Source organism: Stenotrophomonas maltophilia (assembly GCF_013464485.1).
Taxonomy (GTDB): Bacteria; Pseudomonadota; Gammaproteobacteria; order Xanthomonadales; family Xanthomonadaceae; genus Stenotrophomonas; species Stenotrophomonas maltophilia_AW.
Map to the genome: position 1 here is coordinate 1 of NZ_RAUX01000051.1, position 24708 is coordinate 24708.

A 24708-nucleotide genomic window follows, 5' to 3' on the forward strand; every position below is an offset into this window, starting at 1 on the left:
GATCGACCCATCTTTGCATGGGTGATCGCCATCATCATCATGCTCGCCGGCGGCCTGGCCCTGTTCAAGCTGCCGGTGGAGATGTACCCCGACGTTGCGCCTCCCACGATCACGCTGACCGCCATCCATCCCGGGGCTTCCGCGCGCACCATCGAGGAAACGGTGACCCAGATCATCGAGACGCAGCTGGTTGGCATTGATGGCCTGCAGTACTTCACCTCGCAGAGCTACTCCTATGCGGGCTACTCCAACGTCACCCTCGTGTTCCACACAGGGACAGACCTGGATGCGGCCCTGGTGCAGGTCCAGAACCGCGTACAGCAGGCCATGCCGGCATTGCCCGAACAGGTCCGAATGCGCGGGGTGAGCGCCGCCAAGGCCAGCAGTGGCTTCCTGCAGATCGTGGCATTCGTATCAACCGATGGTGCCCTGGATGCCGCCGATGTCGCCGATTTCGTCGGATCATCGGTGGTGGACACGCTGAGCCGCGTGCCCGGGGTGGGACATGTGCGCGAATTCGCCGGCAAGTACGCTCTGCGCATCTGGTTGGATCCGGCGAAACTGCAGGCGTATGCCGTCAGTGCCGAAGATATCGCCCAGGCTGTGCGTGGCCGGACCCTCCAGCCTGCGTTTGGCGAGCTTGGAGGGGGCCCGGCTGTGGATGGGCAACCGATCTCGGCCTATATCGAAGGTGAGCCTTCGGCACGCACGGCAGAGGACATCGGCGGCATTGTCATCCGTGCGGGCACCGATGGCAGCGAACTGCGTCTGCGCGATGTGGCACGGGTGGAACTGGGTGCTGAAAGCTATGAGTTCAGCAATCGCCTGAACGGTCGGCCTGCCGCTGGCGTCGGCATCACGCTCGCGCCGGGCGCCAATGCGCTGCAGACCCGTGCAGCGGTGGATCAAGCGCTGGAAGGTCTGTCTGCGTCCTTGCCTGCAGGCGTGGAGGTGGTAGTACCGTATGACGCCACGCCGTTCGTACGCATGTCGATCAAGGGCGTGGTGCAGACCCTGATCGAAGCGATCGTGCTGGTGTTCGTGGTGATGTACCTGTTCCTGCAGAACTTCCGCGCCACCCTGATCCCGACCATCGCCGTGCCGGTGGTGCTGCTGGGTACCTTCGGCGTGCTGGCGATGCTGGGCTTCTCGGTGAACATGCTGACCATGTTCGCGATGGTGCTGGCGATCGGCCTGCTGGTGGACGATGCCATCGTGGTGGTGGAGAACGTCGAACGCATCATGTCCGAAGAGGGGCTGTCGCCGCTGGAAGCCACCCGCAAGTCGATGGGCCAGATCACCGGTGCGCTGGTGGGTATCGGCCTGGTGCTGTCGGCGGTGTTCGTGCCGATGGCGTTCATGAGCGGCTCAACTGGCGTGATCTACCGCCAGTTCTCGGCCACGATCGTGTCGGCGATGGCGCTGTCGGTGCTGGTGGCCATCGTGCTGACCCCGGCGCTGTGCGCCACCATGCTCAAGCCGCTGAAGAAGGGCGAGCATCATGTTGCCCATCGTGGCCTGGCCGGTCGCTTCTTCAACGGCTTCAACCGAGGCTTCGACCGCACCAGCGAAAGCTACCAGCGCGGCGTGCGCGGCATCATCCATCGTCCGTGGCGCTTCATGGGCATCGTGGCGGCGCTGTTCGTGCTGATGGGCGTGCTGTTCGTGCGCCTGCCCAGTGCATTCCTGCCCAATGAGGATCAAGGAACGCTGGTGGTGCTGGTGAACGGCGTAGCAGGATCGACACTGCAACAGACCACGGATGCATTGCAGGCGGTCGAGCACTACTTTCTGGAAAGTGATCCCATGGCCGAGGCGATGTTCACGGTCGCCGGCTACAGCTACTCGGGGATGGGCCAGAATGCGGGCCTTGCCTTCATCCGGCTGAAGGACTGGGCGCGGCGCGGCTCAGCCGACAATGCTGAAGCCATCGCACTGCGCGCAACCCGGGCCCTGGCGACGCAGGGAATGGCCGATTTCCACGTGCTGGCGCCGCCCCCGATTCCCGCGCTGGGCAATGCATCCGGGTTCGGCTTCTTCCTCAAGGATGATGCCGGGCAGGGACATTCGCACCTGACCCAGGCGCGCGATACGCTTCTTGCCGCTGCGTCACAGAGCCCGTTGCTTCAGCAGATGCGCGCCAACGGCATGGAAGATGTGGCTGCTCTGCAGGTGCGCATCGATGATGCGAAGGCCAGGGCGCATGGCCTCACCGCCGAGCGGATCGGGAACGAACTGGGGGCTGGTTGGGGCGGCCGTTATGTCGCCGACTTCATGGACAGGGGGCGGGTCAAGCGGATCATCATGCAGGCCGATGCGTCCAGCCGCGGGCTTCCGCAGGATTTCAGCCAGTGGGCGGTCCGCAATGACCAGGCCCGCATGGTGCCCTTCGATACGCTGGGCAGTACCCGCTGGATCCAGTCGTCACCGCGTCTGGAGCGCTTCAACGGCACGGCGGCCATGGAAATCCATGGCCAGCCTGGGCCCGGTACGTCGTCAGGCGAAGCGATGAGGGAGATCGAGCGTCTCGCCGCACTGCTTCCCCCGGGCTTCAGCATTGAATGGACGGGTGCGGCCAGCCAGGAGCGGGATTCCCGCTCCCAGTTGCCGCTGCTCTACGTTCTTTCGTTGTTGATGGTGTTTCTCTGCCTGGCGGCCATGTATGAGAGCTGGACCGTGCCGGTAGCAGTGCTGCTGGCGGCTCCATTGGGCGTCCTTGGTGCGGTGCTGGCCAATACCGTCAATGGCCTGGAGCGCGACATCTACTTCCAGGTGGCGATGCTGACCACGGTGGGCCTTACCAGCAAGAACGCGATCCTGATCATCGAGTTCGCCAAGGAGAACATGGAGCACGGGGCAGGCCTGATAGACGCGATCATGCATGCCGTGCGCGACCGCCTGCGCCCGATCGTCATGACCTCGCTGGCCTTTGGCATGGGGGTGATTCCGCTGGCCGTCTCCACGGGTGCGGGTTCAGGCGCCAAGCAGGCCATTGGTATCGGGGTGCTCGGCGGCATGATCGCAGGCACCAGCCTGGGCCTGGTCTTCGTACCGCTGTTCTTCGTGGTAGTGCAGCGCGTGTTCAAGCGTGGATAGATGGCCGGATCAGGAATCGCCATGACATGCCGCGACACGCGCTACACCGCCTCGTCATCGCGCGGCGCGGCGCGACAGGCGCGCACCCTCGCCAGCGCGTCGCCGGCTTCGCGGGCCATGCGCTCGTACTCGGCGCGGATCTCCTCCAGCCGCTCCTCGTCCATCTCTTCCAGATCCAGCAGTTCGTTGTTGGCTTCCGCCGTGGCGCGGATCAGCTCGTCCAGCTTGATCTGCATCGCGGCCGTATCCGAGTTCTGCGTGTGCTGGATCAGGAACACCATCAGGAAGGTGATGATGGTGGTTCCGGTATTGATCACCAGCTGCCAGGTGTCATTGAAATTGAACAGAGGGCCGGTGATGCCCCACAGCACCACGATCGCCAGTGCGGCAAGGAATGTCCACGGCGAACCCGTGGCCGCTGCCGACTTCTTGGCGATCGTGTTGAACAGATTGCGTGCTTTCATCGTCGTCGTCCCACTCAGGTGACGAGGATGATCGGCAGTGCCTCGTGCAGAGACCGTGCAGTCGCAGGCGCGCCTCAGGCGCGCAGGCGCGGAGCGTCCTGCAGCCGCACCGGACTGGTCTGGTAGACATGCTGCCAGCAGCGGTCGACGAACTCGCGGGCCTGGGCTTCGCTCAGTCGCGGCATGATCTGCAGGGCATACTGGGTCTGGAACATCTCATCGCGCTGCGCATTGCTGGCGCGCGGTTGCGTGATCAGCGAATCGCAGGCGAACTTGATCCATGGGACGTAGGAGCCGAACGAGTTGTGTGGCAACGCGCCGTCGGCATGCTGGCGACGCCAGTGATCAAGCTCGGCGTCGACGTTGATGACCGGGGGAATGGTGGGAACTTCGGCGTGCATGACGATCCAATCGGTTGGGGTGGATGGGAGTGGGGGTTCATCGCAGTGTGGCGTATGCGCCGGTGCATGCCGCGTCAGCGCGGCGTGCAGCCAGCGTTGCGACTGCCTATCAGCTGTGCATGCTCGACAGCGCCCATCTCCTCGGCCATGTCGGCCATGGCATTGCACAGGCGCTCGTGGTCGAGCGGATGGCCGCGCACCAGTTCCAGTTGCAGGCCCTGATAGGCGGTCCAGAACAGTGGGCCACGCTGGTGCAGCACAAACTGCTGCTGCAGGCGCGTACGGATGGCGTCGAGGATCGGATCAGGCGTGGGGCATACGGCGTGCGCGCTCATGGCTGGCTCCGCCGGGGAAGGAGGCCCCGGTAACCCCACCCTAAGCGCGGCGGCCGGGTGGGGTGTTACCGCAGCGTGTGCACGCTGGGTAGCTGACTGTGCACGGGTTCACAGCGATTGCCGCAAACGCTGCCGGCACAACGGGATGCCGGCACTGAAGCGTTCATTAAGCGGGTTCAACAGGACACTGCGTGGTGATCATTCACCGATGTCTTCGTTCCAGATCTCCGGGTGCTGCGCAATGAAGCCGCCCAGCAGGTCCACGCATTCCTGGCTGTCCAGGTCGATCACGTTGACGCCGTTTTCCCGCAGCCAGTCGATGCCGCCCTGGAAGGTACGCGATTCGCCCACCACCACGGTGCCGATGTTGAACTGGCGCACCAGCCCCGAGCAGTACCAGCATGGGGCCAGGGTGGTGACCATGATGGTGTCCTGGTAACGCCGCTGGCGCCCGGCCTTGCGGAAGGCATCGGTTTCGCCGTGCACCGACGGGTCGCCCTCCTGCACGCGGCGGTTGTGGCCGCAGCCGAGCAGGCGGCCGTCGTTGTGGTACAGCGCGGCGCCGATCGGCACGCCACCCTCGGTCAGGCCCTGGCGGGCTTCGGCGATGGCGGTCTGCAGCAGGGCCTGGTAGTCGGGCGTGGTGATCATGCGGAGCTCCGGTAAGTCGTGGTCGGCCATGATACGGGCAGGGGGTGCCGCTGGCCCCCGGCGGTGCGATAATCGGGGCCATGAGCGAATCCCCCTACAAAGCCGGTACCACCCATTTCGGGTTCCGCGACGTCGCCGCCAAGGACAAGCAGAAGCTGGTCGGTCAGGTGTTCACCTCGGTCGCGCGCAACTACGACCTGATGAACGACCTGATGAGCCTGGGCGTGCACCGGGCGTGGAAGCGCTATTACGTGGCCACCGCGCAGGTGAAGCCGGGCGACCGCGTGCTCGACCTGGCCGGCGGCACCGGCGACATCGCCGCCCTGCTGAAGGAGCGCGTCGGCGCCGAGGGCTCGGTGGTGCTGGGCGACATCAACGCCGGCATGTTGTCGGTCGGCCGTGACCGCCTGACCAACCGTGGCCTGGTGCTCGGCCTGGACTATGTGCAGTGCAACGCCGAAGCCCTGCCGTTCCCGGACAACAGCTTCGACCTGGTCACCATCGCCTTCGGCCTGCGCAACGTGACCGACAAGGACGCCGGCCTGCGCGAGATGTACCGCGTGCTGAAGGTGGGAGGTCAGGCCCGCGTGCTGGAGTTCTCCGAAGTGACCGCGGACTGGTTCAAGCCGATCTACGACTTCCACTCGTTCAGGATCCTGCCCAAGCTGGGCAAGCTGTTCGCCAACGATTCGGACAGCTACCAGTATCTGGCCGAGAGCATCCGCAAGCACCCGCCGCAGGATGAGCTGAAGGCGATGATGGGGCAGGCTGGTTTCGAGCGCTGCCACTACAAGAATCTGACCGGCGGCATCGTCTCGATCCATTCCGGCTACAAGCTGTAAGCGCTGGACGGGGGCAACCCCGGTACCTGCTCTGGTGGGTGCCAACCTTGGTTGGCACACCCCTCCCGCGAGCGCTGACACATCCGTGCCAACCAAGGTTGGCACCTATCTGTAGAGGCCGGCCTTGGTCGGCACGGGCCTGCCACATGCGTTGATGGATCCGTGCCAACCAAGGTTGGCACCTACCCTGGGCGCAGCCGCAGGATCGGCCTTGTCCGCATTGCCCCGCACCGCGCAACGCCTGCGGGGCCGGACGGAGGTACCATTGGGGTTTGATCCCCGAAACGGTCCCGATTCATGCGTAATCCGCTGATCCTCCTTCCGCTGGCCGTGGCACTGGCCGCTGGCTGCTCCCAGGAGGCGGCCGCGCCCGCCGCCGCTCCGACTGCCGAAAAGGCCCCTGCCGCCCCCGTGAACGCCGAGAACCGCAGCCACGACGAGAGCTCGTACGCCGAGCCGGACAAGGTCGTCATCAAGGACATCGCGCTGGATCTGAAGCTGGACTTCGACCAGAAGCAGATCGGCGGCACCGCCACCTACACCCTGGAATGGAAGCAGAAGGACGCCAAACAGCTGGTGCTCGACACCCGCGAGCTGGCCGTGTCCAAGGTCGAGGCGGTCGCTGCTGATGGTGCGCGCAGCCCGTTGAAGTTCGAACTGGCCGCCGCTGACAAGGTGTTCGGCAGCAAGCTGACCATCGAAGCCCCGGAACAGCCGGCCAAGGTGGAAGTGACCTACACCACCGCACCGACCGCCTCGGGTCTGCAGTGGCTGGCGCCATCGATGACCGAAGGCAAGAAGCTGCCCTTCATGTTCAGCCAGTCGCAGGCCATCCACGCCCGATCGTGGGTGCCGTTGCAGGACACCCCGAGCGTGCGCTTCACCTACAGCGCGCATGTGGTCTCGCGCCCGGACGTGATGGTGCTGATGAGTGCCGACAACGATCCGAAGGCCGCGCGTGACGGTGACTACACCTTCAAGATGCCGCAGCCGATTCCATCCTACCTGCTGGCCATCGCTGCCGGCGACCTGGTGTTCGAGCCGATCTCCGGCCGTTCCGGCGTCTGGGCCGAGCCGACCATGGTCAACAAGGCCGCCAAGGAGTTCGAAGACACCGAGAAGATGATCGGTGCCGCCGAGAAGCTGTACGGCGAATACCGCTGGGGCCGCTACGACATGCTGGTGCTGCCGCCGTCATTCCCGTTCGGCGGCATGGAAAACCCGCGCCTGACCTTCGCCACCCCGACCGTGATCGTCGGTGACAAGTCGCTGGTCTCGCTGGTCGCCCACGAACTGGCGCACAGCTGGTCGGGCAACCTGGTGACCAACGCCAGCTGGAAGGACATCTGGCTCAACGAAGGCTTCACCACCTACGTGCAGGGACGCATCACCGAAGCCCTGTACGGCAAGGAGATGGCGGAGATGGAAAAGCAGATCGACCAGACCGACCTGCTGGCCGAAGTGAAGGACATGAGCCCGGCCGACCAGGCGCTGGCGCTGCCGCCGCTGAACGAGCGTGACCCCGACGAAGCCCTGAGCCAGGTGGCCTACGTCAAGGGTTCGTGGTTCCTGGAGTTCCTGGAACAGCGCTTCGGCCGCGAGACCTTCGATCCGTTCCTCCGTGGCTGGTTCGACGACCATGCCTTCCAGAGCGCGAACACCGATCAGTTCGTTGCCTACATGAAGGAAAAGCTGCTGCCGAAGAATCCGTCCGCCGTGACCGAAGCCGAACTGAAGGCGTGGCTGGAGGAGCCGGGTATCCCGGCGTTCGCCGCCAAGGCGCAGTCGCGCAACTTCAGCAGCGTCGATACCGCGCGCATTGCCTTTGCCAGCGCCGGCACCGTGCCGAGCAGCCAGGTCATCGCCGACTGGAGCACGCAGGAATGGGTGCGCTTCATCGACGGCCTGGGCGCGACCCAGCCGCTGGACAAGCTGGCCACGCTGGACAAGGCCTTCCACTTCACCGGCACCCCGAATGGCGAGATCGCCATGCGCTGGTACCCGCTGGCGATCCGCAGCGGCTACGAGCAGGCCAATGAAGGCGCTGCCGCGTTCATCGAGCGCGTCGGCCGTCGCAAGTTGATCCTGCCGATCTACGCCGAACTGGTGAAGACCCCGAAGGGGCTGGAACTGGCCAAGCAGGCCTTCGAGAAGGCCAAGCCGGGTTACCACCCGATCACCACGGCCTCGGTGCAGGACATGCTGGCCAAGGCTGAAGCCAAGTAAACGGTAGTGCCGGCCGCTGGCCGGCATCCGGGCACCGCTTCACCGGCAACGGCGGGGAAACCCGCCGTTGCTGTATCCGCTTTTCGCTGCCGATAGAATCGGGATGCACCCGTAAAGGACCTCCGCCATGAAACGACTGATCCTGCTCACCGCCTGCACCCTGGCGCTGGCCGCCTGCAGCAACCCCGAGGAAGAACGCAAGGCGCAGGAAGCCGCCGCGGCCGCCGTGCAGGCGCAGAAGGAGGCCAAGGCCGAGGACGTGGCCAAGCAGTACGACATGGCAGTGGCCGCGCAGGACTGGGAGCGCGCGCGCCTGCATGGTGCCTCGCTGCTGGACCAGTACAAGGACACCGCCGCCGCCGAGCGCATCGCCGCTGGCTTCGACGAGGTCAAGGCCAAGGGCGATGCTGCGCGCGACCTGCGCCGCATGCAGGCGCTGTGGCAATACAACCAGATCCCGGTGGGCAGCAAGGGCAACCAGGTGTCGGCGCAGATCTACAGCAAGGAACGGGTGGACGTGGATGGCAGCGGCGCAAAGCCGGTGCAGCTGGTATTCCGCGATCATCCGGAGTGGAAGCGGCATGCCTATCTGGTGCTGCAGGCCGGCGACTTCCGCTGCCCGCAGTGCACGGTGAAGGTGACCGTGGACGATGGCAAACCGATCTCCATGGCGGCATGGCGGCCGAAGACCGACGAGGCGATTGCCATGTTCATCACCGACCAGAAGGCGCTGTGGAAGCTGGCGGCCAAGGGCAAGTCGATCAGCATCGAGTTCCCGGTCAAGGCCGGTGGCATGCGTACGGCCGTGTTCGAGACCGGTGGTGTGGATGCCAGCCGCATGCCGGCGTGGTGGCATTGACCATGGCTGCACCCGTGGCTGCGCCGGCACTGTCGACGATCCGCCACTGGGTGTTCGACATGGATGGCACGCTGACCGTATCGGTGCATGATTTCGCGCGGATCAAGCGCGAACTGGCGATTCCGCAGGAGGATGACATCCTCACCCACCTGGCCGGGTTGCCGGTCGCGGAGGCCAGTGCCAAGCATGCCTGGCTGCTGGCGCACGAGCGTGCGTTGGCCGCCGCTTCCCAGCCGGCGAAGGGCGCGGTGGCGCTGGTGCGCGCGCTGCAGGGCGCCGGCTGCCGTCTGGGCATCCTGACCCGCAACGTGCGCAGCCTGGCGCAGATCACCCTGGAAGCGATCGGGCTGGGCGACGTATTTGCCGAAGACGACATCATTGGCCGCGACGAGGCCGAGCCGAAGCCTTCACCCGCCGGGCTGCAGTACTTCCTGCGGCGCTGGCAGGTAGTCCCGTCGCAGGTGGTGATGGTGGGTGACTACCGCTTTGATCTGGAATGCGGTCGCGCGGCCGGCAGCCGCACGTTGCTGGTCAATGCCCCGGACAACCCCTGGCCGGACATGGCCTGTTGGCATCTGGCCGATTGCGGTGCGGTGCTGGCGCACTGGCGAGGCTAATGCGGCGCCCTCTACGCGTTGTGGCGCGAACCCGAGGACCGCGCCGGCGGTCCACTCTCGACTGTCATCACAGTGTATTGTGCGAGGCCGGCCGGATGCTCTTCGAATGACCGGCACGGGGTGAAGTGGAGGCGGTTGGGGAACCGTCGCCGCTCATTGCCGCAGGCTGGACGATGCTGCGGAGAGCGTTGGGGGTGCCGGCGGGTGGGTCTTGCTGCGCTGGCGGTTGTGTTGGGTTGCACGTTGTACGTTGTGGCCCGCTGCCAGGGATGGGGCATGGGTGTCCTTTGCTCCATTTCTGGATTCCTTTCATGCTCCGAGCTGTGCGGGTGTCGCTGTACCGGCGTCTGTGTCCGATCGCCGTCTTCTTCCTGTTTGGCCTGGTCACCCTGTCGTTGTCGCGACTGGGGCTGGCGCTGTGGCACGCTGCGCGGGTGAGTGCTGCTGACGGCTGGGCCACGGTGTTCCTGCAAGGGCTGCGGGTGGATGTGTCGACCCTGTGCCTGCTGTACGGTATCCCGGCGGTGCTGGCGCTGCTGTTGCCGCTGGAAGGACGCATGGGCCGCGCGTGGCGTCATCTGCTGCGATGGTGGCTGATCCTGGCCAGCGTGCTGCTGGTGTTCATGGAGCTGGCCACGCCCAGCTTCATGGCCGAGTACGGCCTGCGCCCCAATCGTATGTTCCTGGAGTATCTGATCTATCCCGAAGAAGTCGGGATGACGCTGCTTCGCGGCCATCTGATGGCCGTGGTGATCGAAGTTGCCGCGGTGATCGTGCTGTTGTGGGCACTGCTGCGCGGGTCGCGGCGTTGGGTCGACAACCCGATGGCCGCAGTCGAAGCCGGCTGGCTGTGGCGGCTGCCGTTGGCGTTCCTGGTGCTGCTGCTGGCGGCGCTGGGCGTGCGTTCCAGCCTGGGTCATCGGCCCTTGAACCCGGCACTGGTGGCGTTCTCGACCGACCCGACGATCAACGCCTTGCCGCTGAACTCCCTGTACACCGTCGGCCATGCCGCGCGGCAATTGGCAACCCGCAGCGAAACCTCACGCGTCTACGGTGACCTGCCGCTGGCCGAGGTGGTCAGCGAACTGCGTGCCAGCAGCGGCCTGCCGGCGTCGGCGTATGTCTCCGACGTATTGCCGAGCCTGGCACTGCGCCCGCCGCAGTACCACGGCAAGCCGCGCAATCTGGTGATCGTGCTGGAAGAAAGCCTGGGGGCGCAGTTCATCGGCAGTCTCGGCGGGCGGCCGCTGTCGCCCAATTACGACCGCCTGAGTAGACAGGGCTGGGCGTTCGAGCGTCTGTATGCGACCGGCACGCGTTCGGTACGCGGCATCGAGGCGATACTGACCGGGTTCCCGCCGACTCCGGCCGAATCGGTGGTCAAGCTGCCTGCCAGCCGCCAGCGCTTCTTCACCCTGGCCGATGTACTCGGACGGCATGGCTATGACACCGGCTTCTATTACGGTGGCGAGAGTCACTTCGACAACATGCGCGAGTTCTTCCTCGCCAATGGCTTCACCCGCATCGTGGACCGCAAGGATTACCGTAAGCCGGCCTTCGTCGGCTCATGGGGTGTGTCTGACGAAGACCTGTTTGGCCGCGCCGACCAGCAGTTCCGGCAACTGAAAGCAGAGGGCAAGCCGTTCTTCGGCCTGGTGTTCACCTCCAGCAACCATGATCCGTTCGAGTTCCCGGACGGCCGCATCGACCTGTACGAGCAGCCGAAACAGACCCGCGACAACGCCGCCAAGTACGCCGACTATGCGCTGGGCGAGTTCTTCCGCAAGGCGATGGCCTCGCCGTACTGGGAGGACACCGTGTTCCTGGTGGTGGCCGACCATGATTCGCGGGTGTTCGGCAAGAACATGGTGCCGATCGGCAACTTTCATATTCCCGGGTTGATTCTCGGTGGCGGCATCGAGGCGCGCCGCGATAGCCGCATCATCAGCCAGATCGATCTGCCGCCGACGTTGCTGTCGCTGCTGGGTATTGCCGATCCCACCCCGACGGTGGGACAGGACCTGACCGACCTGCAACGGCTGCAGCCGGGGCGCGCGCTGATGCAGTACGACCGCAATCTGGCGTGGATGGAGGGCAACGATGTGGCCATCCTGCAGCCGGACAAGCCAGCGCAGGGCTTCCGCTACGACCCGGCCAGCGACCAGCTGCAGCCGCAGCCGTTGCGGCCCGAACTGGCGCGGCGCGCACATGCCTACGCGATGTGGGGCACGCTGGCCTACGAAAAAGAGCTGTACCGCTTGCCGGAGAAGGCCAAGCCTTGAGTTGGACGGGCAGGGAGCGGTGCCGGCCGTCGGCCGGCAGCGTCGACCAAGGTCGACACCTACCAGAAGCATTCCCACCAGAAGCATTCCCAATAGCGCATCGGGTGAGAAGCCCCCTTGTTGTTCAAGGGGGCGCGCCGAAGGCGCGGGGATAAGGTGAAAAGCGCGGGCAGTTCGTTTACGCGCTCAGCGCGTAACCGAACTGCTGCTTGAACTGCTCGTTGAACTCATCGAAGGTGAAGCGCTGGTTCTGGGTGCCCGGGTGCTCGACCTTCAGTGCGCCCATCAGGTTGCCCATGCGGCCGATGGTCAGCCAGTCGTAGCCCTTCTGGATGCCGTAGATCAGGCCGGCGCGGAAAGCGTCGCCACAGCCGGTCGGGTCCACCACGCGGCGCTCGTGCGCCGGCGGGATGTCGTAGCTCTTTTCCGGGGTGTGGATGACCGCGCCCTTCGGGCCGCGGGTGGTGATGTAAGCCTTGACCCGGCTGACGATCTCCTTCTCGTCCCAGCCAGTGCGCTCCTGCAGCAGGTTCGACTCGTAGTCGTTGACCACCACGTAATCGGCCTGGTCGATGAAGGCGCGCAGCTCCGGGCCGTTGAACAGCGGCATGGCCTGGCCCGGGTCGAAGATGAACGGAATGCCGTCTTCGTGGAATTCCTGCGCGTTCTGGATCATGCCCTCGCGCCCGTCCGGGCCGACCAGGCCCAGGGTCACGCCCGGCACGCCGCGCACGTGGTTCTCGTAGGAGCGCATCATCGCGCCCGGGTGGAAGGCGGTGATCTGGTTGTTGTCGTGGTCGGTGGTGATGAACGCCTGCGGGGTGAACAGCTCGTCGATCACGCGCACACGCGACAGGTCGATGCCCAGGCCTTCGAAGTACTCGCGGTACGGGCCGAAATCCGAACCCACGGTGCCCATCGGGATCGGCTGGCCGCCCAGCAGGTGCAGGTTGTAGGCGATGTTGCCGGCGCAGCCGCCGAACTCGCGGCGCATGCGCGGCACCAGGAACGACACGTTCAGGATGTGCACCTTGTCCGGCAGGATGTGATTCTTGAACTGGTCCGGGAACACCATGATGGTGTCGAAGGCAAGAGAACCACAGATCAGAGCGGACATCGATGTAAGCCTATGCGGTGAATTTTGGGGTGGGCCGGCCCGGTTCAGCGGGCAAGCAAACGGCGCCCTTGGGCGCCCGACGGCGCAAAGGTTACCCGCTGGTGCCGCTCAGGGCCAGAACCGGGTGATGCCCGATCCGGCCGAAAGCCTGTGAAGACGCGGGTTCAGCTAGTTTTTTCCTTGCTCGGCGGCAGGCGGGTTGCTAGGCTTGTCGGCCTCGATTTCTGCCCATTTTTTCGCCATCCCGCGGCGGGCACGACACCCCTCAGGACTCCTTCCTCAGATGTTCAAGAAACTCCGTGGCATGTTCTCCAATGACCTGTCCATCGACCTGGGCACGGCCAACACCCTCATCTACGTGCGCGGGCAGGGGATCGTGCTGAACGAGCCGTCGGTCGTGGCCGTGCGCCAGGACCGTGCCATTGGTGGCACCCGCTCGGTGGCAGCCGTAGGCGCCGAAGCCAAGCAGATGCTGGGCCGTACCCCGGGCCACATCACCACCATCCGTCCGATGAAGGACGGCGTCATCGCAGACTTCACCTACACCGAGGCGATGCTCAAGCACTTCATCAAGAAGGTGCACAAGTCGCGCGTGCTGCGCCCGAGCCCGCGCGTGCTGGTGTGCGTGCCGGCCGGCTCGACCCAGGTCGAGCGCCGCGCCATCAAGGAATCGGCCGAGGAAGCCGGTGCCCGTGATGTGTTCCTGATCGAAGAGCCGATGGCGGCCGCGATCGGCGCCGGCATGCCGGTCACCGAAGCTCGCGGTTCGATGGTCATCGACATCGGTGGCGGTACCACCGAAGTGGCCGTGATCTCGCTCAACGGCATCGTCTATTCGGCGTCGGTCCGCATCGGCGGCGACCGCTTCGACGAATCGATCACCAACTACGTGCGCCGCAACCACGGCATGCTGATCGGTGAAGCCACCGCCGAACGCATCAAGGTCGAACTGGGCTGCGCCTACCCGCAGGCGGAGGTGATCGAGCTGGAAATCTCCGGCCGCAACCTCGCCGAGGGTGTGCCGAAGATGATCAAGATCAGCTCCAACGAGGTGCTCGAAGCGCTGCACGAACCGCTGTCGGGTATTGTCAGCGCGGTCAAGCTGGCGCTGGAGCAGACTCCGCCGGAACTGTGTGCCGACGTGGCCGAGCGCGGCATCGTGCTGACCGGCGGCGGCGCCCTGCTGCGCGACCTGGACCGCCTGATCTCCGAGGAAACCGGCCTGCACGTGCAGGTGGCCGACGATCCGCTGACCTGCGTGGCCCGCGGTGGCGGTCGTGCGCTGGAGCTGGTGGACATGCACGGCAACGAGTTCTTTGCGCCGGAATAAGCCGTCCCGGCCGTTCCTGCCCGCCGCGCCCTTCCGGGGTGCGGCCCGTCGTGATGGCGGGCCGGCACCGGCGGGGCGCCCGCGTGTTTCCCTTCCGCCTTCTGCCAGTTGAATCGTTGCCGTGCCGCCCTACGCCGGTCCTCCCGTTGCCTCCCGATCCGGTGATGCCGCCAGCCCCCTGCGGTTGCTGGCCTACCTCGCATTGGCCATCACCCTGATCGTCCTTGACGACCAGGCCGGCTGGCTGGCGCGCCTGCGCGAGCAGGCCAACAGCCTGGTGCAGCCGGTATGGGCACTGGCCGGCCTGCCCGGCAAGCTCGGCAACCAGGTCAAGGATTCCGCGGCCAGCCATACCCAGCTGGTCACCGAGAACCGCGAACTGCGCAACCAGCTGCTGCTGGCCAACGCGCGCCTGACCCGCCTGCAGACTGCCGCGCTGGACAATGCCCAGCTGCGCGAACTGCTGAACGTGGCCGAGCGCAGTGGCCTGGACGTGCAGCTGGCGCCGATCCTGGATATCGACCTGGACCCGGTGAAGCAGCGCCTGGTGCTCGACGCCGGCAGCCGCGAAGGCGTGCATGTCGGCCAGGCGGTGATCGACGCCGGTGGCCTGATGGGGCAGGTGATCAGCGTCACCGGCGGTACCTCCACCGTGCTGCTGCTGACCGACCCCGATCACGCGGTGCCGGTCACCGTGGCCCGCAACGGTGTGCGGCTGATCGTCTACGGCCGCGGTGACACGCTGGAACTGCGCGACATCCCGCTCAGCGCCGGCGTGGAAGTGGGCGATGAGATCGTTACCTCCGGCCTCGGCGGCCGCTTCCCGGCCGGCTTCCCGGTTGGCACCATCACCGGCCTGCGCCCGGACGACACCCATGCCTTCCTGGTCGGCGAACTGAAGCCGGCCGCCCAGCTGGACCGCGGCCGCGACGTACTGCTGCTGCGCCCGGGTGCGGCAATTCGCTTGCCTGCGGCCAGCGAATTGCTTCAGCCAAGCTTGCCTTCGGCAAACCAGGCTGCCGGGGGGGCCTCCCTTACCCCCGCGCCGTTGGCGCGCCCCCTTGAACAACAAGGGGGCTCTGCACCCGCCGGGTCCTCGGTAGTGCCGGCCGCTGGCCGGCAACCGACCACGCCGGAGGCCCAGCGATGAGCCGCCTTCGCGACAACCCGTGGGTGCTGCCGGCCAGCCTGGTGGTGGCCCTGCTGCTGGGCCTGCTGCCGTTGCCGGCGCTGCTGCAGCCGTTGCGCCCGTATTGGCTGGCGCTGGTACTGGCGTACTGGGTGATTGAAGCGCCCGAGCGCGTTGGTCTCGGCATCGCTTTCGCCAGTGGTGTGGTGGCCGACCTTCTGTATGGCGGCGTACTCGGCGAACAGGCGCTGCGGCTGGTGATGCTGGCCTTCATCCTGCAGCGGTTCCGCGCCCGCATCCGCTTCTTCCCGATGTCGCAGCAGATGCTGGCCATCGGCGGCCTGCTGTTCAACGATCGCATCGTCAGCGCGCTGGTCCACATCGTGGTGGATGAGCCGACCCTGCCGTGGTCGTACTGGTGGGCGCCGCTGCTGGGCATGGGCCTGTGGCCACTGGTGTTCGTGCTGCTGGACGCAGTGCGCTTCGGCAAGCGCGGGCGCTGATCGATGATCCCGCGCCGCCAGGTCAAGAACCCGCATGCCGAAGCCGAACAGTTCCGCCGCCGTGCGGCACTGGGCTTCCTGGGCGTGCTGGTCTGCCTGCTGGGCCTGGGGGGTTGGTACTTCAAGCTGCAGGTGCTTGACCACGACGTCTACGCCACGCGCTCGGAAGCCAACCGCATCAAGCCGCGGCCGGTGGTGCCCGGGCGCGGCATGATCTACGACCGCAACGGGCGCCTGCTGGCCGAGAACGTGCCAGCGTTCCGCCTGGACGTGACCCCGGACAAGGTCAAGGACATGGATGCCACCCTGGAAGGGCTGGCGAAGATCATCAGCATCAGCCCGGAAGAGCTGGAAGCGTTCAACAAGTCGCGCAAGGCGCGCCGCAAGTTCCTGCCGGTCACGCTGAAGCTGCGCATGAGCGACGAAGAGATGGCGCGCTTCGCCGTCGACCGTTGGCGCTTCCCCGGCGTCGAGCTTGAGCCTTACCTGACCCGGCGTTATCCCTACGGCGACCTGTTCGCGCACATCATCGGCTACGTCGGTCGCGTCGACGACAAGGATCTGGAGATCCTCGGCGAAGGCAATGCCGCGCTGACCCACATCGGCAAGTCCGGTCTGGAGCGTTATTACGAGCAGCAACTGCGCGGCAAGGTCGGCTATGAACAGGTCGAGACCAACGTGCAGGGCCGTGCCATCCGAACCATCGGCCGGGTGGCCGCGCAGTCCGGTGCCGATCTGCGGCTGTCGATCGACGCCGACCTGCAGCGCGCGATGGTGGCTGCATTCGGCGACCAGGAAGGCTCGGCAGTGGCGATGGACCCGCGTACCGGCGAGGTGCTGGCGATGGTCAGCCTGCCGTCCTACGACCCCAACCTGTTCGTCAACGGCATTTCCCATGCCGACTTCAAAGCGCTGAACGAGAACCCGTCGCGGCCGCAGTTCAACCGCCTGGTGCTCGGTGGCGTTGCCCCCGGTTCCACGCTGAAGCCGCTGATCGGCCTGGCCGGCCTGGACTCGGGCGTGCGACGCCCGGAAGACAAGGTGCTGTCCACCGGCATGTTCTACCTGCCCGGCACCAGCCGTGGCTGGGGTGATGCGCATCGCGGCGGCCACGGCTGGACCGACCTGCGCAAGTCCATCGCCGAGTCGGTCAACACCTACTACTACAAGCTGGCGCTGGACCTGGGCATCGAGCGCTTCGACCATTACATGGAGTACTACGGCTTCGGCCAGCCGACCGGCATCGACCTCACGGGCGAGATCGGCGGCATCCTGCCGTCGCCTGCGTACAAGCGGAAGAGCCGCAAGGAAGCCTGGTACCCCGGCGACACGGTCAACATCAGCATCGGCCAGGGCGACTGGAAGGTCACCCCGCTGCAGCTGGCGCGTGGCGTCAGCGGACTGGCCGATGGCCAGCTGCGCACGCCGCACCTGGTGATCCAGCAACGCGACGGCTTCGACAGCGACTGGACGGCAACGCCGCCTGGAGCGAGCAAGCCGGTCAGCCCCAACCCCAACAACGTGCAGGCGGTGCGCGAGGGCATGATGGCCACCATGCGGCCCGGCGGCAGTGGTTGGCGCGTCGCAGTGGGTGCACCGTACGTGATGGCCGGCAAGACCGGCACCGCACAGGTCATCAGCCGCAAGGGCACCGCTGCAGTGAACCCGAAGAGCCTGCCGATGCACCTGCGCCACCGTGCGCTGTTCGTGGGTTTCGCGCCTGTCGAGAACCCGGTGATCGCGATCGCGGTGGCGGTGGAGGGCGGTGGCTATGGTGGTTCGGCCGCCGCGCCGATCGCACGCAAGGTGTTCGATGCCTACCTGCTGGGCAAGATGCCCGAAGGCATGCAGCCGCTGGACAGCGAGCGCGGCACCACCGCCATCGGCGCCACCGCATTCGACAACGAAGACGCTGGCGCGCGGCAGGCTGGTGACCTGGCTGCCGCGCAGCTGGGTGAGCACGCGGTGCAGGTAGGTGTACCCACGCCGGGACCGGCACCCGCGCCGCAGCCGGGCACGCAGGCTGCTGCTGTATTGCCGGCCACACCACGCCCAACGGTTGCGGAGCCCACGCGATGAGAGTGTTCCTGCGCTGGGCCGCCGACATGCTGCGCCGCTTCTTCAGCACGCTGGACTGGGTACTGTGCCTGGCCCTGGGCGCGCTGATGGTGATCGGCCTGGCGACTCTGAAAAGTGCCGGTGGCGACAGCCTGGTGATGGCCCAGGGGGCACGCTTCGCAGTGGGCATGGCCGCGCTGTGGGGCATCTCGCGGGTGCCGATCCTGCGCATCCGCTCGGCCACGCCGATGATCTACGCGATCTCGATGATTCCGTTGCTGGCGGTGTTCGTGCTTGGCACCGGCAAGTACGGGCGGCAGTGGTTGGACCTGAAATTCTTCTACCTGCAGCCGGCCGAGCTGCTGAAGGTCAGCCTGCCGATGATGGTGGCCTGGTACCTGCACAAGATGCCGTTGCCGCCGCGCTTCAATACCGTGCTCGTGGCCCTGGTCATCATCGGCGTGCCGACCGGCCTGGTGATGCTGCAGCCGGACTTCGGCACCGGTGTGTTGATTGCCGCCAGCGGCGTGTTCGTGCTGCTGCTGGCGGGATTGCCATGGTGGTGGGTTGGATTGGGCGTGGGCGGTGTGGCCGCAGTGGCCCCGGTCGCCTGGTTCTGGCTGCTGAGGCCGTACCAGAAGGATCGCATCATGATGTTCCTGGACCCGGAGATGGACGCGCTGGGTGCTGGCTGGAACATCATCCAGTCGAAGATCGCGATCGGTTCCGGCGGCTTCGATGGCAAGGGGTGGGGCGAGGGCTCGCAGTCCCACCTGAACTTCATTCCCGAGCAGACCACCGACTTTGCGTTCTCGGTGCTGAGCGAAGAGTTCGGCTGGATCGGCGTGGCCACCGTACTGGCACTGTACCTGGTGGTGATCGGGCGCTGCCTGTGGATTGCCAGTCAGTCGCGCGATTCCTATTCGCGCCTGCTGGCCGGTGCCACCGGCCTGGCGTTCTTCGTGTATGTGCTGGTCAACGGCGGGATGATTTCCGGCCTGCTGCCGGTGGTGGGCGTGCCGATGCCGCTGATCAGCTACGGTGGCACCTCGGCGGTATCGCTGCTGGCCGGCTTCGGCCTGGTGATGGCCGTGCGCAGCCACAACCCGGTGCACGGCGGCTACGGCTAGCCGCCGCGCTTCCTGCTCCTGCTCTTTGCAGAGCCGAGCCATGCTCGGCTGCCCTTCGTACAGTGCATGCGCCCCGAGCCAAGCACGGCTCGACGCGACAAATGCAGCGGCCCCCGACAGCTTCACGCAAGCACGCATTGCTACCGTGCCAGTGTGGACTGGAAACGAATGCTTGGCGGCTGCCGTGAGGCAGTACGCACGATAGACCTGCCGTTGCTCGTCGCGCTGTTGATCCTGATGGGCGCGGGCCTGGCCGTGCTGCACAGCGTGTCCGGCCCGGTGGCCGGGCAGGGGGCGCGCTTCGCCGGGGGCCTGGCTGCGATGTGGATGCTGTCGCGCATCTCGCTGCTGCGCCTGCGCGCGTGGACGCCGGCGATCTACGCGCTGTCGATGCTGCCGCTGATGGCGGTGTATGTGATCGGCACCGGCAAGTATGGGCAGCGCTGGCTCAATCTCGGCGTGTTCTACCTGCAGCCGTCCGAGCTGCTCAAGCTCAGCCTGCCGCTGATGATGGCCTGGTATCTGCATCGGCAACCGCTGCCACCGTCGCCGCGCACTGTACTGACCGCCGTCGTGCTGATCGGCGTCCCCGCTGTGCTGATCCTGCTGCAACCCAACCTCGGCACCGCCACGCTGGTCACGGCCAGTGGTGTGTTTGCCCTGTTGCTGGCCGGGTTGCACTGGGGCTGGGTGGCGACAGGTGCGGCTGGATTGGCAGTGGCCGCGCCATTGGCATGGTTCGGATTGCTGCGGCAGTACCAGAAGGATCGCGTTCTGACCTTCCTTGACCCGGCGGCCGATCCACTTGGCACCGGCTGGAACATCCTGCAGTCGCGCATCGCGATTGGTTCAGGCGGCTGGGACGGACGCGGCTGGGGGCAGGGCACGCAGGCCACGCTGGACTTCCTGCCCGAGTACACCACGGACTTTGCGTTCTCGGTGCTGGCCGAGGAGTTTGGCTGGATCGGCGTGGCCACCGTGTTCGCGCTGTACCTGTTCGTGGTCGGGCGCTGCCTGTGGATTGCCGTGCACGCGCGTGACACGCACGCACGGTTGCTGGCCGGCAGCCTGGGGCTGGCGTTCTTCGTCTACGTGCTGGTGAACGGCGGAATGATTTCCGGCCTGATGCCAGTGGTGGGCATTCCGATGCCGTTGATCAGCTACGGTGGCACGTCGGCGGTGTCGTTGCTTGCCGGCATCGGGTTGGTGATGGCGGTGCGGGGGCACCGGCCCGTGCATGGCGGATAGCGGGCCCGGAGGTAGAGTCGACTGTCAGTCGACTCTCGCGTGCAGCGCGGGATTTTCACCACCGAAGCAAGAGCATGTCGACTGGAAGCGAGAGCAGTCGACTGACAGTCAACTCTACCGCCTCCGCCTTCGTATCCGGCCCCCGTGGCCTTATGACTCTGCGCAACGCCTGTTGTGGAAGCGTTCTCACAACAACGCGCGGGGGCATTGCAACTGACCAAAGTCCAGAAAAATTGTTAAAGAGCTCACACTTTTACGCCGCGTTGATCCTGATCAATGGACTTGTCGTAATCGGCCTGCACAATGGCGGCCCGTTCGGCACGGCGCGCCGTCAATCGTTGCAGCGCGAGGGGGCGTCGGGCGGGAGCAGTACTGATCCAACGGATACAAGGAGCGCGGGGCACTGCCACTGGGGAGCGGCAGCCGCGCAGGTATCGACCGGATCCGGTCGCCGGTTGCGTCTGCGGGGATGGGGACGCAACCGGCCACCTCTATCTGAATGGGGAAGCACGATCACGACGCCTTCACATTTCCCGCTGAACGCGGGCAAATCGTTGTGATTCATGGTGTTAGGGGTTTTAATTCATCCATGACCTGCTAACCTGCGACGATGATTCGACGCACTCTGGCCTGCATGCTCACCCTCGGCCTGGTCGCCTGCGCGACCCAGCCGAAGTCCCCACCGTCTTCGCCCCAGGCCAGCAGTACGCCGCGCCAGCCCGCCACCAAGGCCCATGGCCCGGCCGAGGCCGCACCTGAAGCCACAGCGGCCACCGCGCCGCCGGTCGATCTCACTCCGGTGCCGTTCGAGGTCGCGCGGGCCCGTTTCATTGCCGATACCGCCAAGCGCTATGGCCTGAAGCCGGAGCAGATCAGCAGCGTGCTCGACCAGGCGCAGGTGCGCCAGCCGATCATCGCTGCGATGTCGCGTCCGGCCGAACGGGTCAAGCCGTGGAACGAGTACCGGCCGATGTTCATCAGCAAGGCACGCATCGATGGCGGCCGCGCGTTCCTGGCCAAACACCGTGCCGAACTGGATCGCGTGCAGCAGCGCACTGGCGTGCCGGCCGAAGTGATCGTGGCGATCATCGGCGTGGAAACCAGTTACGGAAAGAATGCCGGCAGCCATCGCGTGCTCGATGCGCTGTACACGCTGGCGTTCTACTACCCGCGCAGCGGCGACCCAGCCAAGCTGGAACGCGAAGTGCGCCGCGAGCTGTTCTTCCGCGATGAGCTGGCCAAGCTGTTCGAGCTGGGTCGCGAAGAAAAGCTGGACATCACCACGCTCAAGGGCAGTTATGCCGGTGCGATGGGCATGGGCCAGTTCATGCCGTCCAGTTACCTCGATTATGCGGTGGACGGCAACGGCGATGGGCGCCGCGACCTGTTCAACAGCTACGACGACGTGTTCTCGTCCATCGCCAACTACTTCGTGAAGAAGGGCGGCTGGGTGCGCGGTGGCCAGGTGGCCGTGCCGGCCACGCTGGCGCCGGGCCGCGAGGCGTTCAATCCTACCGAATGGATGCCCACCTGGTCGCTGGCCGACCTGGCACAGCGCGGCTACCAGCCCAGCGCGCCGGTGCAGCCGGGCGCCACCGCCACTCCGATCACGCTTGAAGGCAGCACCGGGAAGCAGTACTGGCTGGGCTTCCAGAACTACTACGCGATCACCCGCTACAACCTCTCGAAGATGTACGCGATGGCCGTGTTCCAGTTGTCCCAGGCCATCGCCGGACAGGAGCTGCCCCCGGCATGAACATCAGATGGCTGGTCCCGAGCTTGATCGTCCTTGCGCTGGCGGCCTGCAGCAGCGCGCCGAAGAAGCCGGCCACGGCCGGCCATGGTGGCAAGCCTGGTGGCACGCTGGTGCAGGGCCGTGGTTCGCGACCGGCACACTGCCCGGAAGGCTCGCCGTATGCGGCGGCAAAGGAAGACCCCAACACGCGCGGCAACTACACCGCCGGTGGCCTGTACAAGCCAGGGGTACGTGACAGCACGCCGGATTACATTCCCAACGTGGCCTGCATTCCCGAGCCGGAAGTGACCGCCGAGGAACGCTCGGCGATCGGCAACAAGACGCCCTATGTGGTGCTGGGCAAGTCGTACAAGGTGCTTGACGACACGCGCAATTACGTCGAGCGTGGCACCGCGTCGTACTACGGCGCCAAGTTCCATGGCCGCCTGACCTCCAACCGCGAGGTCTACGACATGTACCAGTTCACCGCCGCGCACAAGACGCTGCCGCTGCCCAGCTTCGCCCGCGTGACCAACCTGGACAACGGCGAGTCGGTGATCGTGCGCGTCAATGATCGTGGCCCGTTCCACGATGGCCGCGTGGTCGATCTCAGCTACGCCGCCGCCGTGCGCCTGGGCATCACCCAGCGCGGAACCGGCAACGTCGAGGTGCGCGCGCTGCAGCCGGGCGAGAGCAACCTGATGGCGCAGAAGCCGTCGCGTCGCGAGCGTCGCGCTGCTGAAGCTGCCGCCGCTACCGCCGTGGCCAGTGCGCGCCCGGTACCGGCCCCTCGAGCTTCCATCGACAGCGACATCGATCGCCTGGTCAACCGCTTGCCGACCGATCGCGCCCCGGCTCGCGGCCAGCCGGCCACCACCCAGGGCGTGGCAAGCACCGCGCCGGACGTGGCGGTCAGCAGCCTGCCGCCGAGCGCGCCAGCGGTGCGCAGCACGGCGCCTGCCCTGGCCGTCGCAGCCAGCACTACCCCACGTACCGTGGCATCCGCTCCGGTGCGTTCGGCATCCGCCGCACCGGCGGCACCCACGCTGTCGCAGCAGGTGGTTGGCGCGGTGATGGTGCAGGTCGCCAGCTTCTCCAACCGCGACAACGCCAACCGTGCGATGGGCCAGCTCAGTGCCGCCGGCATCGTTGGCGCGACCATCAGCGACATCGCCGCGGGTGGTCGTACCCTGTTCCGCCTGCGCGTTCCTGCCAGCGACCATGCCAGCGCCGCGGAACTTGCCGGTCGCATCGCCGGTCTCGGCCTGGGTTCGCCACAGATCGTCAAGGATTGATCCACCCGGGCCGGTGCTGCCGGCCCATGCTCCCCCGGCCTTACAATGGCCGTTACGTTCCACCCTCCATTCCCGGCCGTCCCCTGGAGCCTGCTGTCCAATGAATTTCCGTTCCGCCGCCACCGCCCTGGCCGCCACCCTGGTGGTGGGCCTGGCTTCCGCCCAGACGCCGCTGCCGACTCCGGCCACCCCGGCGCCTGCCGCCGCCGCTGCCCCGGCCACCGTTGCTACTCCGCCGGCGCCGGCGCCGAGCGTGTCCAAGGCCTGGGTGCTGATGGACTACGCCACCGGCCAGGTGCTGGCTGGCGAGAACGTCCACGAGCAGCTGGCCCCGGCCAGCATCACCAAGGTGATGACGTCCTACGTGATCGCCGCCGAGGTCAAGAACGGCAAGGTCCGTGCGGATGACCAGGTGATGATGAGCGAGCGCGCCTGGCGCGAAGGTGGCGCCGGCACCGACGGCAGCTACAGCGGCTTCCCGGTCAATCAGACTGCACGTCTGGAAGACATGGAAAAGGGCATGGCGATCCAGTCCGGCAACGACGCCGCGATCGCCCTGGCCGAACACGTGGCCGGCAGCGAAGAGGCCTTCGCCTCGCTGATGAACAGCTACGCCGCCAAGATCGGCATGAAGAATTCGCACTTCGTCAACGCCCATGGCCTGACCGCCGAAGGCCACCACAGCACCGCCTACGATCTGGCGCTGCTGGGCCGGGCGATGGTGCGCGACTACCCGGAAACCTACGCGTACAACAAGATCAAGGAATTCCAGGTCGGCAACATCAAGCAACCCAACCGCAACCTGCTGTTGTGGCGCGATGGCAGTGTGGACGGCATCAAGACCGGCCACACCTCCGAGGCCGGTTACTGCCTGATGAGCTCGGCCCAGCGTGGTGACCAGCGCCTGATCGCCGTGGTGCTGGGCGGTGCGTCTGAGAAGCAGCGTGCCGACGACAGCCTGGCCCTGCTGAACTGGGGCTTCCGCTTCTTCGAGACCCACCGCCTGTACGAGCCGGGCAAGGCCGTGGCCGAGCACAAGGTCTGGAAGGGCACCACCGACAAGGTGCAGCTGGGCGTTGCGCAGCCGATGCTGGTGAGCGTGCCGCGCGGCCGCTACAACGACCTGAAGCCGAGCATCGACGTGCCCAAGACGCTGGAAGCGCCGTTCACCGCCGGCCAGCAGATCGGCACCGTGAAGGTGACCCTGGATGGCAAGGTCGTTGCGGAAGCACCGCTGGTGGCGGTGGCTGCGGTCGAGCAGGCCGGCTTCTTCAAGCGCCTGTGGGACAGCTTCTGGATGTGGTGGGAATCGGAATGATCCACGCCCCGGCGTGGTGAAGCAGAAGGCCGGCGAATGCCGGCCTTTTCTTTATTGCAATCGCTGTGCGGG

General features: G+C 66.1%; 20 protein-coding genes. 15 read left to right on the forward strand and 5 right to left on the reverse strand.

Going from position 1 to position 24708, the window contains the following annotated elements:
- Window positions 1–3096: efflux RND transporter permease subunit (locus tag D7Y61_RS19665; RefSeq protein WP_180868735.1), on the forward strand; the 3096-nt coding region annotated here is incomplete at its 5' end.
- A 41-nt stretch (window positions 3097–3137) separates the two neighbouring features.
- On the opposite strand, the gene D7Y61_RS19670 is transcribed toward D7Y61_RS19665, so the two are convergent.
- From D7Y61_RS19670 to D7Y61_RS19685, 4 genes are all read right to left on the reverse strand, one after another.
- On the reverse strand, window positions 3138–3560 hold the full coding sequence (locus D7Y61_RS19670; protein WP_180868737.1) for a low affinity iron permease family protein: 423 nt from the start codon (window positions 3558–3560) through the stop codon (window positions 3138–3140).
- 74 nt (window positions 3561–3634) lie between these two features.
- Window positions 3635–3961 carry a hypothetical protein gene (locus D7Y61_RS19675; RefSeq protein WP_014038526.1) on the reverse strand — a complete coding sequence of 109 codons (327 nt, stop codon included), beginning with the start codon at window positions 3959–3961 and terminating at the stop codon, window positions 3635–3637.
- 74 nt (window positions 3962–4035) lie between these two features.
- Window positions 4036–4296: a hypothetical protein gene (locus tag D7Y61_RS19680; protein WP_180868739.1), complete on the reverse strand. Its 261-nt coding sequence runs from the start codon at window positions 4294–4296 to the stop codon at window positions 4036–4038.
- Window positions 4297–4494: 198 nt separating this feature from the next.
- Window positions 4495–4947, reverse strand: a complete 453-nt coding sequence (locus D7Y61_RS19685) for a nucleoside deaminase (RefSeq protein WP_180868741.1) — start codon at window positions 4945–4947, stop codon at window positions 4495–4497.
- A gap of 80 nt (window positions 4948–5027) precedes the next feature.
- Between D7Y61_RS19685 and ubiE the strand changes: the two genes are divergently transcribed.
- The 5 genes from ubiE (at window position 5028) to D7Y61_RS19710 (ending at window position 11773) form a co-directional block, all read left to right on the forward strand.
- The gene (gene ubiE, locus D7Y61_RS19690) at window positions 5028–5789 is read left to right on the forward strand and encodes a bifunctional demethylmenaquinone methyltransferase/2-methoxy-6-polyprenyl-1,4-benzoquinol methylase UbiE (RefSeq protein WP_006471026.1); all 762 of its coding nucleotides are present in this window, start codon (window positions 5028–5030) and stop codon (window positions 5787–5789) included.
- Between the two features lie 297 nt (window positions 5790–6086).
- Complete coding sequence (locus D7Y61_RS19695) at window positions 6087–8015, forward strand: M1 family metallopeptidase (protein WP_180868743.1); 1929 nt, start codon at window positions 6087–6089, stop codon at window positions 8013–8015.
- A 127-nt stretch (window positions 8016–8142) separates the two neighbouring features.
- Window positions 8143–8874 (forward strand): hypothetical protein, encoded by a 732-nt coding sequence (locus tag D7Y61_RS19700; RefSeq protein ID WP_180868745.1) that lies wholly within the window; start codon window positions 8143–8145, stop codon window positions 8872–8874.
- A 2-nt stretch (window positions 8875–8876) separates the two neighbouring features.
- Complete coding sequence (locus tag D7Y61_RS19705) at window positions 8877–9491, forward strand: HAD family hydrolase (RefSeq protein WP_180868746.1); 615 nt, start codon at window positions 8877–8879, stop codon at window positions 9489–9491.
- 311 nt (window positions 9492–9802) lie between these two features.
- Window positions 9803–11773, forward strand: a complete 1971-nt coding sequence (locus tag D7Y61_RS19710; RefSeq protein ID WP_180868748.1) for an LTA synthase family protein — start codon at window positions 9803–9805, stop codon at window positions 11771–11773.
- Between the two features lie 178 nt (window positions 11774–11951).
- Here D7Y61_RS19710 and D7Y61_RS19715 read toward each other — a convergent pair whose 3' ends face one another.
- Window positions 11952–12890: a carbohydrate kinase family protein gene (locus D7Y61_RS19715; protein WP_019660686.1), complete on the reverse strand. Its 939-nt coding sequence runs from the start codon at window positions 12888–12890 to the stop codon at window positions 11952–11954.
- Between the two features lie 283 nt (window positions 12891–13173).
- Between D7Y61_RS19715 and D7Y61_RS19720 the strand changes: the two genes are divergently transcribed.
- From D7Y61_RS19720 to D7Y61_RS19760, 9 genes are all read left to right on the forward strand, one after another.
- Window positions 13174–14220 carry a rod shape-determining protein gene (locus tag D7Y61_RS19720; RefSeq protein ID WP_180868750.1) on the forward strand — a complete coding sequence of 349 codons (1047 nt, stop codon included), beginning with the start codon at window positions 13174–13176 and terminating at the stop codon, window positions 14218–14220.
- Window positions 14221–14341: 121 nt separating this feature from the next.
- Window positions 14342–15370 carry a rod shape-determining protein MreC gene (gene mreC / locus D7Y61_RS19725; protein WP_180868751.1) on the forward strand — a complete coding sequence of 343 codons (1029 nt, stop codon included), beginning with the start codon at window positions 14342–14344 and terminating at the stop codon, window positions 15368–15370.
- Window positions 15367–15852: a rod shape-determining protein MreD gene (gene mreD, locus D7Y61_RS19730; protein WP_005419400.1), complete on the forward strand. Its 486-nt coding sequence runs from the start codon at window positions 15367–15369 to the stop codon at window positions 15850–15852. The genes mreC and mreD overlap by 4 nt, the downstream gene beginning before the upstream one ends.
- Window positions 15853–15855: 3 nt before the next feature.
- Window positions 15856–17931, forward strand: coding sequence for a penicillin-binding protein 2 (gene mrdA / locus D7Y61_RS19735; RefSeq protein ID WP_180868753.1), 2076 nt, complete (start codon window positions 15856–15858; stop codon window positions 17929–17931).
- A complete protein-coding gene (gene rodA / locus D7Y61_RS19740; RefSeq protein WP_180868755.1) occupies window positions 17928–19040 on the forward strand; it encodes a rod shape-determining protein RodA in 1113 nt (370 codons plus the stop codon). Before mrdA ends, rodA (D7Y61_RS19740) begins: the two co-directional genes overlap by 4 nt.
- Before the next feature lie 168 nt (window positions 19041–19208).
- The gene (gene rodA / locus D7Y61_RS19745) at window positions 19209–20288 is read left to right on the forward strand and encodes a rod shape-determining protein RodA (RefSeq protein WP_180868756.1); all 1080 of its coding nucleotides are present in this window, start codon (window positions 19209–19211) and stop codon (window positions 20286–20288) included.
- A gap of 610 nt (window positions 20289–20898) precedes the next feature.
- Complete coding sequence (gene mltB / locus D7Y61_RS19750) at window positions 20899–22044, forward strand: lytic murein transglycosylase B (RefSeq protein WP_180868757.1); 1146 nt, start codon at window positions 20899–20901, stop codon at window positions 22042–22044.
- Complete coding sequence (locus tag D7Y61_RS19755; RefSeq protein ID WP_180868758.1) at window positions 22041–23318, forward strand: septal ring lytic transglycosylase RlpA family protein; 1278 nt, start codon at window positions 22041–22043, stop codon at window positions 23316–23318. Before mltB ends, D7Y61_RS19755 begins: the two co-directional genes overlap by 4 nt.
- Before the next feature lie 100 nt (window positions 23319–23418).
- Window positions 23419–24636, forward strand: a complete 1218-nt coding sequence (locus D7Y61_RS19760; RefSeq protein WP_180868762.1) for a D-alanyl-D-alanine carboxypeptidase family protein — start codon at window positions 23419–23421, stop codon at window positions 24634–24636.
- The last annotated feature ends 72 nt before the right edge of the window (window positions 24637–24708 follow it).

Bases quoted from the DNA above. Each gene is read 5' to 3' on its own strand.
- D7Y61_RS19670 (WP_180868737.1), bottom strand. From the start codon at position 3,560: ATGAAAGCACGCAATCTGTTCAACACGATCGCCAAGAAGTCGGCAGCG.
- mltB (WP_180868757.1), top strand. From the start codon at position 20,899: ATGATTCGACGCACTCTGGCCTGCATGCTCACCCTCGGCCTGGTCGCC.
- D7Y61_RS19720 (WP_180868750.1), top strand. From the start codon at position 13,174: ATGTTCAAGAAACTCCGTGGCATGTTCTCCAATGACCTGTCCATCGAC.
- D7Y61_RS19685 (WP_180868741.1), bottom strand. From the start codon at position 4,947: ATGATCACCACGCCCGACTACCAGGCCCTGCTGCAGACCGCCATCGCC.
- D7Y61_RS19680 (WP_180868739.1), bottom strand. From the start codon at position 4,296: ATGAGCGCGCACGCCGTATGCCCCACGCCTGATCCGATCCTCGACGCC.
- D7Y61_RS19760 (WP_180868762.1), top strand. From the start codon at position 23,419: ATGAATTTCCGTTCCGCCGCCACCGCCCTGGCCGCCACCCTGGTGGTG.
- D7Y61_RS19675 (WP_014038526.1), bottom strand. From the start codon at position 3,961: ATGCACGCCGAAGTTCCCACCATTCCCCCGGTCATCAACGTCGACGCC.
- mreD (WP_005419400.1), top strand. From the start codon at position 15,367: ATGAGCCGCCTTCGCGACAACCCGTGGGTGCTGCCGGCCAGCCTGGTG.
- D7Y61_RS19755 (WP_180868758.1), top strand. From the start codon at position 22,041: ATGAACATCAGATGGCTGGTCCCGAGCTTGATCGTCCTTGCGCTGGCG.
- D7Y61_RS19695 (WP_180868743.1), top strand. From the start codon at position 6,087: ATGCGTAATCCGCTGATCCTCCTTCCGCTGGCCGTGGCACTGGCCGCT.
- mrdA (WP_180868753.1), top strand. From the start codon at position 15,856: ATGATCCCGCGCCGCCAGGTCAAGAACCCGCATGCCGAAGCCGAACAG.
- rodA (WP_180868755.1), top strand. From the start codon at position 17,928: ATGAGAGTGTTCCTGCGCTGGGCCGCCGACATGCTGCGCCGCTTCTTC.
- D7Y61_RS19705 (WP_180868746.1), top strand. From the start codon at position 8,877: ATGGCTGCACCCGTGGCTGCGCCGGCACTGTCGACGATCCGCCACTGG.
- D7Y61_RS19715 (WP_019660686.1), bottom strand. From the start codon at position 12,890: ATGTCCGCTCTGATCTGTGGTTCTCTTGCCTTCGACACCATCATGGTG.
- D7Y61_RS19700 (WP_180868745.1), top strand. From the start codon at position 8,143: ATGAAACGACTGATCCTGCTCACCGCCTGCACCCTGGCGCTGGCCGCC.
- D7Y61_RS19710 (WP_180868748.1), top strand. From the start codon at position 9,803: ATGCTCCGAGCTGTGCGGGTGTCGCTGTACCGGCGTCTGTGTCCGATC.
- ubiE (WP_006471026.1), top strand. From the start codon at position 5,028: ATGAGCGAATCCCCCTACAAAGCCGGTACCACCCATTTCGGGTTCCGC.
- rodA (WP_180868756.1), top strand. From the start codon at position 19,209: ATGCTTGGCGGCTGCCGTGAGGCAGTACGCACGATAGACCTGCCGTTG.